The organism is Paenibacillus sp. cl130, assembly GCF_900116035.1.
Classification (GTDB): Bacteria; Bacillota; Bacilli; order Paenibacillales; family Paenibacillaceae; genus Paenibacillus; species Paenibacillus polymyxa_B.
This window is the reverse complement of sequence record NZ_FOYG01000010.1, coordinates 157,174-172,345: the sequence shown is the minus strand read 5'-3', so window position 1 is coordinate 172,345 and position 15,172 is coordinate 157,174. Positions and strand designations below refer to the sequence as shown.

Sequence of the window (15,172 nt, the reverse complement as noted above, 5' to 3'; positions counted from 1 at the left end):
CACTTCGTATACGATGTCCTGGTGCATGGCAGGTCTTGCTCCCATTAATTCAGATTGAACTGCTTGTATAGGTCGTCCAGCATCATGTTGGCCGATGTGTATCCGCCTCCCATGTTCCAGGCCACTTCATCAACCTGTACCAGCTGGTTATTCTTTACCGCATCGAGATTTTTCCAGAGCGGACTGCTGGTCCAATCCTTATAATTCTTCTCAATAGCTTCTGTTTCCGTACCTGAATTGAAGTTGAAGATCATATCTGCGTTCATATCCGGGATGTTCTCTTTCGAAGTCAACTCCACACCCCAGGTGTCTTCATCATGTCCAGGCGGTCTGGTAAATCCAAGCTCTTTCAAAATTTTCCCGGCGTATCCCATATAGAAAATGCGAACCTGATCGGCTCTGAAATTCGTAATAGTCGCTTCAATAGGAAGACGGTCACCCATTTTGCCTTTGAAATCCGCTACCCTTGCATCCCAATCGGCAAGCAACTTGTCCGACTGTTCCTTCATATTCATCGCTTCACCAGCCGTCTTTACCGTCTCTTTCCAGTCAAACAACGTCTCGGTAACTACCGTTGGAGCAATCTGGGACAGTTGATCATAGATATCCTCATGTCTTGTTTTGGTGGCAATGATTAGATCCGGCTTCAACTTGTTGATCTCTTCCAGATTCGGCTGTGATTCCTGACCTACCTGCGTCACGCCATCCAGATCCGCTTTCAAATATTTATATACGGGTTGCTGAACCCAGGATTCCACAACACCCGTTGGCTTCACACCAAGTGCAACAACAACATCATTGGCACCCTGAAACAAGGTTACAATCCTCTTTGGAGTTCCCTTAATTGTCGTTTCACCCATGGCATGTTTGATAACTCTGGTCTGCTCGTCCGCACCACTGCCTACTGTATTGCTCTTATTACCACTTGCAGACTTGCTTGAAGGGTCAGTTGTCCCTGTAGTTCCACCCGAGGCACAACCAGCCAGCACCGATATCATCAGAATAAGTGCTATATAAATATGTAGCTTTTTTGTCAATCCAAACATGTAGTTCAACTCCCCCTTCTCATCCTAATTGATATTAAAAATCATTATCAATTGTATTGTAATTCAGTTGAGTACATTGTTCAAGCATATTGATACTGCTGTGGAAGAACTCCCCGTGCCTCTAGTTTCATGTTGAAAATCTCCTTGTACAGTAAAGGCTTGGATGAATACAAAATGCTCAGTATACAAAAAGGTGTAACCCTCCATAGTTGTTGGGTTACACCTTTATAAGAATTTATGACCTGTCTTCAACAGACAGCGATCGCGGACAAACATACCGATTAAGGTGTATGCCTGCCTACATATTGATAAGTACCTTTCGGGTATACAATCCACTCATCCTGCTGATTAAAAACGGGTGAGCCACATGATATACCTTGTCTACGAACAAATGTCCCCCCTTGAGGAAACAATTGATTCTGCGAATGAGGCTCTCCAATCACATCTACCACAGTTTCATGATACTTCAGTACATATGCGACCGTATTAAATTCACTTGGGTTATAGAAATGACCCTCTTGATTAAAATAGGCAACATTCGTGACATCCATGAAATCGTAAAAGATGCTGTTTATGATCAGATACGGAATTACTGGATTAACCGGATATAGCGCTATGCTGGATACGTTCATGCGGTTCGTGTTTTTCATGAATTGGTGAACCTCCAGCTCATATCCTTCTATTTTATGAGAGAAGTCACATTCTCGGTTGTAAAACAATTGCAGCACGATGCGACCGTCTCCACCATCGACATATTGTGAAAAAAACAAAAGAAATGCCTCCTGTGGTTCCTGATGAACCTGAAATATAGTCGCTCTGCCAGCAACTCCTACGACCTACTTAAGCTGGACTCTTAAAAAAGTCAAATAATCATTCTCGAGGGGACAGGAGTCTCCTTGGTGCTACAAAGCATACCGTTTATGGTGTATGAGCGCCGACATATTGATAGGTCCCTTTCGGAAACGCATTCCACTCATCTGGCTGATTATAGGCAGACGATCCGTAGGATATTCCTGGCTTGCGGACGAACGTTCCTCCTTGCGGTGCAAACTGCTCATGCGAATTTGGATTTCCTAATACATCTACCACTTGTCCTTGGTATTTTAAAACATATGCAACGGTATTAAATTCGCTCGGGTTGTAGAAATCGCCCTCATCATTGAAATACCAAGCATTCGTAATATCCATGAAATCATAAAAGATACTGTCGATGATTATATATGGCATGGCAGGATAAAGCGGATTAATCGGTAAAGTGGTAACTTTCATTTGGTTTGTTTTCTTCATCCATTGATGAAACTCAAGTGAGTAACCGTCTGCCCGATGGGAAGGGTCTCCATTCCCGTTATAATGCAATTGCAAAACAATTCTTCCATCCCCGCCATCCACATATTGCGAGAAATATACAGCAGGCGCTTGCTGTGGTTCCTGTTGGACCTGAAATACAGCAGCCCTTCCATCTGCTCCTACTACCCATACCAGTAAAGGTTCGGGGGAAAGGGGGATAGAGGTGCCCATGAGTTCTACAGGACCGAGGAATGTCGATGATGGCGTTCCTCTATATACCAGGAATTTAGATTGTCCTGGGAAATAACTGGACAGATCCACGGTTCTGTGCGGCAAGCCATATTTAACCCCAATCGGAGTGATACCGCCGGAAACCAGCTCCGCGTTGCGTGTATTCAACGTGTATTGAACTGAGCCACCCCGATCATCCGCAGCCGTAATAGTAATTTCAGCAAGGCCGCTGCCTGTACCCGAAGCCAGTGTTAAAATGCTGCCATTAAGCGATGCACTCACCAACGTCGGATCACTGGAGCTGACTGTAAATCGCAGCTCATCCCCATCCTCGTCGTAGAACAGTTGTTGCAGATCATAATCCCTTTGCTGTGTAACTCCGGGAGTCAATACCTGCTCGTTTATAGCCGCTATGACTTGAGGAGCTTGATTAAGCTGAGGCATGCTGACGGTAACCGGGAACGTCGCTCCCTCTGCACGTCCGTACTGGTCATACACACTGAGTGTTACACTTGTGGTTCCTACACTCACTGGGTTTAGCTGTAGTTTCTGACCATTCATATGGGCCGTAGCAATTCCTGGATCATACGTGTCTGCTGTCACTGACAGGGATGCTAGATCCCAGTTCAATAGGAACGGTGAGAGATCCAGTTCTGAGGCGGCATCTCCCAATTGAAGCAACTGCTCAGGGATCGCTGTAATAACCGCATTTTCTAATAGATGAACCTGTAGGTCTGTGCTAATCTCTCCGCCTCTATCGTCTTTAGCCGTGATGGTAATCACGGTATTGCCGCTAGTCAGTCCATGAATGACAAGCTGTTCATTTTGAACTGTAGCATCTGCCACGGCTGGATCAGACGAACTGATCTCATAACGAATCGGGTCATGATCCGGGTCAGCAAAGATGGTGGACAGATCCACGGTTCCGTCAGCCTTGCCTAAAATCAGATGTACCGCGTCTGGTGCACGGGTTACTACCGGGCTACTGTTCGGTATAGGCAAAATTGTTACAATCAAGGTAACTGTATCTGTTCCACCCTTGCTGTCGTCTGCCGTCAGGGTAATACTTGCGCTCCCCGCTTGCAGCGACTGCAAAGAAAGCTGATCTCTCGTTATGGCAGTCTGCACGATAGAAGCATCCGAACTGGTCGCTGTGAACACCAGCGGGTCACCATCTACATCCGTAAATATCGTGGAAAGATCCAGCGTCGTATTCGGCTGACCCAATGTGACGGTTAGCGGTTGAGGGTCTTGTCCATGCGGAGCATGGTTAGGAGTGCCCTGAACCGTTAGCTTGAATTCAATCTGCTTTTGGCCTGTGCTGCCATCTTCTCCTTGCTGTCCGTCATTGGCAGTGACATGAACGATCGTACTGCCCGCGCGAAGCGGACTCAAACGCAATTCATCTCCTGTAAGCACCACCGACGCTACAGCAGGATTATCAACAGTAACCTGATACGTTAAGCTAGCATTTTCCGGGTCCTGAACATAGTCGTTCAAATGCAGTACCAAGTCGGACTGTCCCACAGTAAGCGCCTGATCTGGTATACCCGCAGATACTGGCTGGCCGTTCACGATAATTTTGAAGGTAGACGACACCCTTTTTCCCCGTCCATCATTAGCCGATACACTGATGGATGCTTTTCCGACACTGACTGGCGTAAGCTTTAATGTATTGCCCGATACAGACGCCCGTACGATGCCGGATTGAAGAGAAGCTGCCGAGAAGGTCAAGATATCCCCATCAGGATCGGTAAAGAATTGGCGTAAATCGTACAATTGTTCACCAGCGCCTTCTGTAATTACACGCTCTACAGAAGCATTCACGACTTCCGGTGAACGGTTAGCACTGCTGGATGAACCAGATGAGCTTCCAGAAGATGAGGACGTGCCTGTTACACTTGCCACAGCTAGGCCCGTAACAGCGTTGGAAGCTACTCCGGTACCCAGTGTGACCGCAGATACCTGTACATTTCCACTCACATTTACTCTAGCTGCCGGGTTGCTGACTTGAATATTTTCAATACTACCTGTAGTTTTCAATTCCAAAGCACCCGTCCCGGTGACGGTCAGCTGCTGGATTGTGCTATTACCTGTCATCTCGACGGATTGGCTGCCAGTTACCTGAACGGTCTGAACCGTTCCCTGAAGATTGACTTTGTTCGCCCCTTCATTAACATTCAGCTGCGGCAAGGATGCATCGACGCTAACCTCAATGCTTGCGTTGGATTGCACGTTCATGACTGTCGCGCTTGCGGTACCACTGAGTACAACGTGAACGTCCGGTTTTGTGACATCCATTTGTGTCAACGTTGAGCTATCAAATACAACTGTATTGTTATCTCCGCCGTTAATATGGGTCTGTCCCTGTACCTGTACATCCTGTGCATAAAAATCCTGCTGCACCCGGGCATCCACCGTTAACTGCTGTTCCACTTTCAAATGCAGCACCGATGTAAAATCCCCGGCAATCACCAAATCTCCGTTTAACGTAGAGCCGTGTCCGTCCAGCACAACGTTGCCGCTGAACTCCGCTTCGCCGTCACGAGCCGAACTCCCGCTGCTGCGAAGCTCCAGCCAAGTGACCTTATCCACCGTCCGGCCTATGGCATGGAAACGGATGCCTGCGTTGCGCAGCGCGGCCTGATTATCCGCGTGAAAAATGCCGCGCAGCGGCTCTGCCACGTCATAAGCTATGCCATTGATCCGTATCTGCTTGCCGTCCATTTCCTGGAGCTGCGAAGCACGCTCCTGTGGAAACAAAGCAGATACGAGCAGGCTGGCCGCATCTACGCGGCTTACCGAGTCTTTGGCGTGCAGATTTCCGCCAAATTCACTCATCAGCCCGTCATTCAGCGCCGCCCGAATCATCGGGGTCGCCCACGGGCTGGCGTCCTTCCACGCCGTCGGCAGCGTCTGCGCCGACGGCGAGTCGGTTGTGCTGGCGGGCGTGCCCGCAGACGTACCCGTCCCAGCGGACCTGACCAACAGCGCGACCAGTTCTTGGGCGCTGATCAGGTCATTCGGACGGAAGTGTCCGTTGGCGTCGCCTTGCATCAGCCCGGCCTTACGGGCTGCCTCTATAGCCGGGCGCCCCCAGCTATCGGCGGGCACGTCCGTGAAGGAGGCAGCGCCGTCCAAGTTGCCCGTCGGAAGCTGCAACGCTTTGACTAGCAGCACGGCTAGCTCCTGACGTGTGAGCTTCTGCTCAGGTCTGAGCGTTCCGGCGGGATCGCCTTGGATAATCCCGAGTTCACGGGCTTTTTGTAGTTGTTCCAATTGCTGTGCTGTAAGCTTCTGTACATCCGTCCAGGTGGCAGTATTGTTCCGTGTGGACCCCTTGGATACGGAAGCCGTATCTATCACGGTAGCTTGCTCTGCTCCGGCAGGAAACGAGGGGGTCAGCAGCAGCAAAGCAGCTGCCAGCTGAGCGGTTAACTTCTTATTTTTCATGGTGCAATTCTCTCCCCACCGATAAATGTAATCATGTATTTAAAATCATAGGATACGTATGTTTTACGGCCGAGGACGACCGATAAAGACTCCTAAATTAACAGGGTAGTTCGTCCCCTCAACATTCCATTCACCAGATTGATAATGGTCTGGATTACCAATGACCGTACCGCTATTCCGTCCCAATGCCTGCCCTTGACCAATAACTGCGATATCTATAAGCGTGTTGTTATAATACAGCTTAAGCGTAACAGGTTCCGAATTGTTATTTTGTAACTGCAGGAAGGTAAAATACCACTCCTCCGATACGAATGAACTCAGATCATCCGCAATAACAAATGTTTGCCCAGGCATAATTACATCTCCGTCATTGGCATTTATAATAATCGGGTCTGGTTGGTCGGATCGCTCAATCCATATTCTATTTTTCTCCAACGGTCTGTTTGTAGGGTTATACAATTCAATCGCCTGGTCCAGATAATCCGGTTCGCCTTGCCACACGACTTCGGAAATGAACAAGTCTCTTTTCTCAACAATCACTGGAATCGTAAAAGATGTCGTTTCACCCCGATTATCATTTGCTGTAATCGTAAGGAACGTCAGACCATTACGCAAAGGTTGTATGAAAAGTGCATTCCCTCCTACCAGCCCCCCTGCCACCAATGGATCAGAAGACACCACAGTATAGGTCAGCGTGTCTCCATCCTCATCAGAGAACATATCATTCAGCTGCAATATTTGCTGACCATCTCCCGGGTCCAAATATTGAGGTTCAGGCACACGGGTCACTACCGGACGATGATTTACTGGTTGAGGAGCTTCAACTTGCAGCATAAATGAAGTGAAAGAAACGCCCCCACGTCCATCATTCGCCGTAATTCCAATCATCGTAATACCAGCATTATGCAGTGTTACAAATGAATCTTCTCCATTCTCCGCCACACTGCCTACTAGGGGGTTGGAGGAAGTTATGGTATACGTCAAGGTGTCGCCATCCTGATCCATAAATAACGAGCCCGGATACAGCATCAGCTTGTCCTGCAACACATTAGCAACTACGATAGGTAAATGAGGTAAAGCCACAGGTATGTGATTCTCAGGCTGCGGATCAGGCAAAGGCGCATTCACCATAGCAGCAAACTGAAGTGAGGCTGTACCTCCCTTGCCGTCATGGGCTGTTATCGTCATTAGACTAATGCCGGCTTGAAGCGGCGTAAGCATAAGCTGATCGCCTGTTACTTCTCCTGTGGCCACTTCTGGCGAAGCCGATTCCACCGTGTAGGTCAGTGCATCGCCATCCTCATCGTTAAACAAGTCAGACAGGCTAATCTGCTTGCCACCTTCATTTAAGAGCAAAGGAATGTCATTTAGGCTGTTGCTCGCGACAGGACTGTGATTAATGTCCTCCTCATAAGTAGAGCTGGTCACTGTATAGCTGAAAAACACGCTCGCTTTACCGCCTTTTCCATCCTCTGCCGTAACAAATACCTGCGTGCTTCCTACTGATTTAGGTTTTAGTGTAAGCTGTTGATTTGCCACTTCTGCTTCTGCTACGTATACATCCGAAGTGACCGCATGGTACGACAGTTCATCCTGATCGGCATCGTAAAACACATTTTTCAAATCCACTAGCGTATCTCCAGAACCCAAAATGGCATACTGATCGGCAGGAACGATAGCTGAGACAGGTACATGATTAGATGTTGGCGTTGGATTCGTTGTAGAACTGCCACCGCCACCACCAGATGAACTTTTTTTAGTGCTTGTTGAGGATGTATCCGAAGATGCACCCAACGTGGTATCACGTATAATTTGAGTCTCTGTTCCCCGCTCCGCAAGACGGGTCTGTACAGTCTGTATCCCATTGGCGAGACGTACCTGTGTATCGGCAAAATTCAGTTTAAGCTGCTGCCATACACCACTTCCCTGAATCTGAATAGGCTCATGCGTATCCACGATCATTTCGTTTACGTCTGCATGAATCTCTACATTTTTGGCACCCTGCATCAAGGTTACCTGAGGTAACGTATCACCTTGAATACGCACATAATCCGCTGCAATAGCTAACTTGCCTTTAAATTCTGTCCCTTTGCTATACAAAGTCAACGGTTGTTGGGCTGTACCACTTTGCACAATTTGAAGTGCTGACAGATCAGCTACGTTTCGGTTCGATGCCTGATAGGTCAGGGTAGCCCCTTGAAGCGCCGGCACATTGTCTGCTCCGAACAGTTGCTTCAATTGCTGGCCGATCAAATAGGGCTTTCCATCCATATAGGCGATATCCCCGTCGATACGAGATAGGATTCCCGTCTGTTCACCCGATTGGAATACATTCACCAAAAAGGCTGCGATATCCTGACGTTTTACCTGTACTTTAGAGTCAAACCGATTATCCGGCGTATCCATTAATCCCAGCTTGAGAGCTGCTTCTACGTTGCTTTTGGCCCATGCGCTCACCTGATCCCCATCAGAAATGTCCTGAACATCTCCGCCTTGAACATGGGTTCCTCCAATCGCTCTCACCAGAATGGCTGCCAATTCCTCACGACTCACTGCAGCATCCGGGCGGAAAGCACCTGATTCATCTCCGGTCATTAGACCTGCCGCACGTACAGCTTCTATATAAGAAGCTGCCCAACTCCCCTGCGTATCCTTAAAAGTTACTGCTTTCTCCGTTGCGTCAAGCTTAAGTGCATTAGCCAGCAAAGCTGCCATTTCCTTACGCGTTAACGGTTGATCTGGACGGAAAGAACCATCTGGATAACCCGTGATCAGTCCTTGCTTCACAGCCTCCTGTACCGCCTGTAATGCCTGGGATGACATAGTGGACTGATCTGTAAAAGATACTGTACTGGCTTTAGTCACAATCGCTGACGTCTCCCCTTTCGTTTCTGCATGAACAAGCTGGGGCCCCCATGCCATACCTGCCAGCAACGTCACCATCAGCACTTTTTGCCATTCTTTATTCGTTTCTTGATTCATCAGACTCTCCCCCGTGAACGGTTCATTCTTGTTATTAGTGAAAAGATCTTATCATCCGCCTCTGAACCAATTCTGAACAATATTAAAATTTTATCTTTTTCACAGTCTGGACTTTGTAGCAAATGAAAAAAGAGCGCTCAGCCAGATGGGCTAAGCGCTCTAAAACTTCTATAAAACGTTGATGTACATGCCATATCAGGAAACCGTAGGATTCCATTGAAAGGTAGCTGCGGACTTGGAGGGAAGGGTAGATTTGAAAACCTTATTTCCCTGCCGAACCTTAAATGTCTTTGTGTTCTCTCCCGTATTGGCGGCAATCAGGACAAGCGTACCGTCGGGGTTGCGGTAGGCGACCGTTTCGATACTTCCACTATAATGTGTAGAATCAATACGTACCGCACCTGGACGGACAAATTTGCTGGCGTGCCCAATCGCATAGTACTCCACATTTTTCGTAACTGCACCGCTTAACGGGTCGATGGTCACTACACCTCTACAGTTGGCGCAACCCCCATTGGTCGGACCCCCGGACGGGTCAAGTGCGATGTTCCAAAAGAGGACATTTTGCGACCAGTTTCGGGGTGCACCAATGATCAGCTTGGACATATCCCAGCTCAAATCATCTCCAAAGCCCGGACTCCACGCCCCCCCACTACATTCTGTCATATATACAGGCTTATCAGGAAAAGCATTATGCACATCTGTCATCGCCGTGGGCTCTCCTTTGTAGCAATGAAAGGCCGTTCCGTGCGTATAGCTTCGAGCCTGTTCATCTCCTAACACGGTCTTGGCATAATCGCTTCCTGTATCCCAGTTATGGTCAAAGGCAATAATGTGAGTAGATAAATGGTTTCGATTTAGGGTCGGGCCCAGATATTGTTTAATAAAATTCGCCTGTTCTGCTGCTCCCATACTCATGCTGGGATACTTGGGCGTAGTGAATTCTGGCTCATTTTGAATGGAAATCGCCTGAATCGGAATTCCCTCGTTCGCATACGCCTGTAGATAACGAACAAAATAGTCAGCATACGCCTGGTAGACGCGCGAATCGGTATAGTCCAAATACCAGCCGTTATAAATCTGCTCCCCATATTTCATCCAGGGCGGAGCTGTCCATGGGGTTCCCATAATCTTTAAATCCTGGTTTCTTCTCAGGATTTGCTTCAACACATCGATCACATCCCGATCCTTGGCGATGGAGAAATGATTCAGCTCATAGTCCTTGCCTGTTGCCACATCGTCATAGGTATAGCTGCCAGGCTGTCCCTGCTCATCTACGGAATAATCTGAGGCTCCAATGGTATGGCGAATATAACTCAGTTGAATGCCACTGGCTGTAAACAAATCATTTAGCAGCTGATCACGCTGATTGGCAGACATGCCATAATTCATCAGGTATGCGGACGAACCGGACACCGCTGCGCCAAATCCCTCCATCGTCTGATAATGAATATCTGGCTTAATCTCAATCGTCAGTGTATCCGCATTCGCTGCATTTTCTTTACTGTTATCCTTTTCCCAACGGATCGGGGTTTTTTGGGTTAGGCGATTCGCCGGATCGGGTGTTGTTAGCCACATGTTGACGTTATTTTCTGCTTTCGGCCCCGGAACATTCCGTATAGCCATACTGACCAGGACCGCACAGATCAAAATGGCTACTGCAGCTATAAGCAGCCAGATGTCAGTACGTCGTTGCTTTTGGATTTTTTTCATCTATATCCTCCTCTCCCCATCATTATCCTGTCCCCATCCTCCCTACTATTTCAGCTTTCACTTGGGTTTCCCTTTGCATACCTGTTGGACGTTTACATACCGATAGCAAAAAGAGAGCCGGTGCTTGTGCCCGCGCTCTCTTGAATATAACCATTTTAAAACAAATGTAACGGGATTACTTTTTTGCCTTTTCTGTAGAGGTTGCCGGAATCGTAACACTTCCTGTCAGTCGTAAATCCTGAGAGGAACTGCCCACATAAATGGGCACTTCACCCGCTGGCATAACCCATGCTTTGGACTTTTCATCCCAATATGAGAAAGCTTTCGGGTCGAGCTCAATGCGAACCTTCTTCTCTTGACCCGGCTTTAACTCTACCTTGGACCAGCCTGCCAGTTGACGGGATGGAGTCTCTACGTTTGTCGGAAGCTTACCGTTGTACACCTGTACAACCTCAGCTCCGGCTGTTTTACCCGTGTTCTTCAATTTTAGCGAAACTTCGACGGAACTCGTACGATCGGATTTTTTTCCACTCGCATGCTGTTTTATTTTCAGATCGCTATATCCGAATGTCGTATAGGATAAACCGTGTCCAAAGGAGAACGCCGGTTGAATACCCGATTTCTCATACCCACGATAGCCTACAAAAATACCATCTGAATAGTCACCTATACCGTTCACACCCGGAAACTTCTCTGGTGAGGACACGGGTGTAGACTGCTCGTTAACCGGGAAGGTTACCGGCAACTTACCCGAAGGATTCACATCCCCGAATAAGACGCGTGCTATAGCATTCCCTTGCTCTTGTCCAGCAAACCATGCTTGTACGATGGAAGGGACTTTGTCCTGCCAGGTATCCATTTGCACGGCTCTGCCGCTCATTTGTACGACAATGGTTTTCGGATTTGCAGCCGCAACCGCACGGATCAGCCGATCCTGATTGTTTGGCAGCTCCATATCGGAACGCTCAACATATCCTTCGCTCTCATACGTACGCGTAACAACAATCGCAACATCCGATTTTTTCGCCAATTTCACAGCGTTGTCAATCAACTTATCTGACGTATCCGCCGGAGGTTCCCAGCCCAGACGAACCATACCACCGGAATCACGACCATTGGTCGGATAATCAGCGCGGTATTCAATACGTATCTTGTGCTTTTCACCCGCTTTAAGGGAGATGTTCTTCTTCGTAGTGCCCAGCTTTTCACCTTGATTGTCCACGAAAAGCTTATCGTCGAGATACAGCTTGCTTGATCCCAAACTGGTTAATGACAATGCATAGTCACCATCCTTGGGAGCTGCAATTGCCCCTGTCCAGCGTGCAGATATCAAGCCGTTCAGTGTCGTTGGTGTATTTGGAACTTTAGGGGACTTCGCATTGAAGCCCTGATAATTATAAAATCCAAGGTTCATATTGACTTGGTCATCATTGCGTACAAGAATCGGATTGCCTTCCATCTTGTTATTCTTCCAGTATTCGCCTCGAAGCCCCTGTTCGCCATCTCCATAAGTCGCATATCCAACACTGATATCCTCTTTCTGATCAGATGTAGTCAACAGTGAAGACGGAACAGCCGATGGGCCAGGCATAATGTCTCCTGCAGAGATCGGGTCTGTACCCGGTGCATATTGGACGGTAACACCTTTGCCGACACGATTGCGGATGCCCTCTAACGGACTCACGGTATACGTCGGGTTCACCAACGAACTGCCTCCGCCTGCCACAGTGCCGTTATCTGCATCGGGGCCAATCACAGCAATGGACTTGAGTTTATCTTTAGACAACGGTAATGCATTATTTTTATTTTGAAGCAGTACCATACTTTCCTCAGCCAATTGACGGGCTGTCTTGCCATGGTCACGGGCATCAATTTGATTATTTTGAGCCGGGTGATCGAATAAACCTTTGCTGAACATTTGCACCAAAATGCGCCCAGCCTTATCATCAATCGTTTTTTCACTTACCTTGCCATTCTTAACAGCCGCCAGCAGCTGATCTCCCCATTTACCATAAGGGGTCCCCGGTGTTTCCAGGTCCAATCCGCTATTTGCCGATTCGACTGTACTCAGGTTCGCACCGTAATCACTCATCACGAAGCCCTTGAATTGCAGTTCCTTCTTCAAGAGGTCGGTCAAAAGAGTTTTGTTCTCACAAGCAGACTCGCCGTTGACCTTGTTAAAGGAGCACATTGCCCCTCCCAAATCTGCCTTGGCGATGACTTCTTGGAACGGGCGTATGTAAATCTCATGCAACGCACGGTCACTGACTTTGACATTCGTCGTGAAGCGCTCTGTTTCCTGATTATTCATAAGATAATGTTTCGCAGTCGCCAAAACAGGGTGGCTTTGTATACCTTTGACATAAGCGGTCGCCATTTGCGATTGCAGTAGCGGGTCCTCACCCATAGATTCAAAGTTTCGCGATCCCCATGGAATACGGGCAATATCCATCCCCGGTCCAAGCGCAACATTATGAGTTGTATTAAAAGCCTCGTCTCCAATCAAATCACCATACTGTTTGGCAGCTTGGGTATCCCACGTTGCAGCCAACGCAATTGGAGCAGGCAACGCAGTAGATTGCTTGTCCTGCACATCTGGATTAGCGATACGCACACCCGCTGGTCCATCTGCCATCGTCAGCGCCGGAATGCCCAACCGCTCCATCGAATTATTATAGAATCCATAGTAATTGTTGACCTTGCCAGTCACCAAATCTATTTTTTCTTCCAGCGTCATTTCCTGCAGCAGCAACGCTGTCCGTTTCTCAGCCGACAGGGCCGTGTTCATCCAAGGCCGATCTGTCTGGCTTCCTGCCGCTCCTGCAATATTCATAGGTCCGATCACAACAGCCGCGATAACTGTCATCATCACCATACGGAACAACCATGTTGATTTCACTTTCACGTTTGTAATTCCTCCTTGATGTTAGGTCATGAGGTGAATGCCTATTCAACTCTCACAGGCTTGCAAAGGCTCTCGATCCTGCGAGCTCCGACAAGAATCCAGAGCCACGGGATAAGCAAGCAAGTCAGCAAAAGCCGCAATGGCTCAAGTGACACGTTTACCACCCTACCGTACATTTTCGAAAATTTCATTGAAAGTTTTTGGAAGTACAACACTAGGACCTTCATTCTTTTTCATGAAAAGAGAGCGTTAACAATTCAGTTAACCGATAATAAAATTACACTTTTGTAACTATTTAATGACGGTTTTTTAACTAATTTCAATCCATAAAAATGATTCATATGTCCCACTCTTGACTTACTCATATGGCGTTACCTAGCGTGCGACCAAAGTCGCTATTTGAGAATTGGAAATACTTATGTATAAGGATTTTGCAAAATCCTGGTATAAAAAACAACGCTCATAAACAAAAAAATTCCAGAGAACCTGAAAGGTCCCTGGAATTAATGTGATTATTCAAACGGATACCGAAGCCCCCATTGTGAACGAATCTGATCCATCAGTTTCATAATTCCTAACGATTCATCTAAAGAAATAGTAGAACTTTCGAGCAAACCTTCGTTCAAGCAACGCCCGACTTCTTCTGCTTCAAAGGCATAGCCTGTAGAGGATCGGTCATCCTGAAAGTTTTGTGCCTCTTCACCGTCCACAACTAAAGTAGCCGATGTGCTGTTCAGGAATGACGGAATGTGGATATAGCCCTTTGTTCCATGGATGTATGCCTCATTCGTCAATCCGAGGCGGACTGCCCCGTTAAGCATAGCCGTGCGTCCTTTTCCATAATCCAGCAAGATCGAAAATGTCTCGTCAACGCCTGTCTCCCCGATATGACCTGTGCTCCATACATGCTCAGGTTCAGGACCGAAGACCATTGAAGCAAAAGAAACCGGATAAATTCCTGCATCTAATAGAGCACCTCCGCCCAGCTCAGGGTTCAAAAGCCGCCCCTCCGGGTTCCAATCTATTCGAAAACCAAATTCCGCCTTAACCAGCTTTATCTCGCCAATGTGTCCCGCATGTATCCACTCCCGCACTTGGCGAATCGGAGGCAAAAAACGTGTCCACATTGCTTCCATCAGGAATAGCTTACGCTCACGTGCAAAGCCGATCATTTCCTCCAATTCTTTGCTGTTGACGGTGAAGGGTTTCTCACACAAGACTGCTTTGCCCGCCCGAAGAGCCGTCAGAACATTTTCTTTATGAAAAGGATGGGGAGTCCCTACGTAAATAGCATCTACCTCGGGATCTTGTGCTAATTCCTCATAGCTCCCGTAAGCCCTTGATATTTGATGCTTAGCTGCAAATTCGGTAGCGCTTTCAATAGTGCGTGATCCAACAGCATACCCTTCTCCATTCGTAACATGCGCCAAATCCGCCACAAATTGATCTGAGATCCAGCCTGTGCCGACAATTCCCCATTTAATCTTTTTGCTCATACTTGTGTCCCTCCCAGCAATTTGGTTAACGTTGACTTACAACATACCCTTTTATTCTA

The 15,172-nt window shown here is 47.7% G+C and carries 7 protein-coding genes; all 7 read right to left on the bottom strand.

The window, feature by feature from the left end; genetic code table 11:
* Positions 1–44 precede the first annotated feature (44 nt).
* Complete coding sequence (locus BM358_RS23105; RefSeq protein ID WP_028542061.1) at positions 45–1,046, bottom strand: ABC transporter substrate-binding protein; 1,002 nt, start codon at positions 1,044–1,046, stop codon at positions 45–47.
* Positions 1,047–1,327: 281 nt separating this feature from the next.
* Positions 1,328–1,816: a hypothetical protein gene (locus BM358_RS23100; RefSeq protein WP_023987171.1), complete on the bottom strand. Its 489-nt coding sequence runs from the start codon at positions 1,814–1,816 to the stop codon at positions 1,328–1,330.
* A gap of 148 nt (positions 1,817–1,964) precedes the next feature.
* Positions 1,965–6,017: an S-layer homology domain-containing protein gene (locus tag BM358_RS23095; RefSeq protein ID WP_028542060.1), complete on the bottom strand. Its 4,053-nt coding sequence runs from the start codon at positions 6,015–6,017 to the stop codon at positions 1,965–1,967.
* 63 nt (positions 6,018–6,080) lie between these two features.
* Positions 6,081–8,999 (bottom strand): S-layer homology domain-containing protein, encoded by a 2,919-nt coding sequence (locus tag BM358_RS23090; protein WP_028542059.1) that lies wholly within the window; start codon positions 8,997–8,999, stop codon positions 6,081–6,083.
* Positions 9,000–9,194: 195 nt separating this feature from the next.
* Entirely contained in the window at positions 9,195–10,712 is a 1,518-nt protein-coding gene (locus tag BM358_RS23085; protein ID WP_028542058.1) for a glycoside hydrolase family 30 protein, read from the bottom strand.
* A 175-nt stretch (positions 10,713–10,887) separates the two neighbouring features.
* Positions 10,888–13,617 (bottom strand): beta-glucosidase, encoded by a 2,730-nt coding sequence (locus BM358_RS23080; RefSeq protein WP_028542057.1) that lies wholly within the window; start codon positions 13,615–13,617, stop codon positions 10,888–10,890.
* A gap of 512 nt (positions 13,618–14,129) precedes the next feature.
* A complete protein-coding gene (locus tag BM358_RS23075) occupies positions 14,130–15,113 on the bottom strand; it encodes a Gfo/Idh/MocA family protein (RefSeq protein ID WP_028542056.1) in 984 nt (327 codons plus the stop codon).
* Positions 15,114–15,172: the final 59 nt, after the last annotated feature.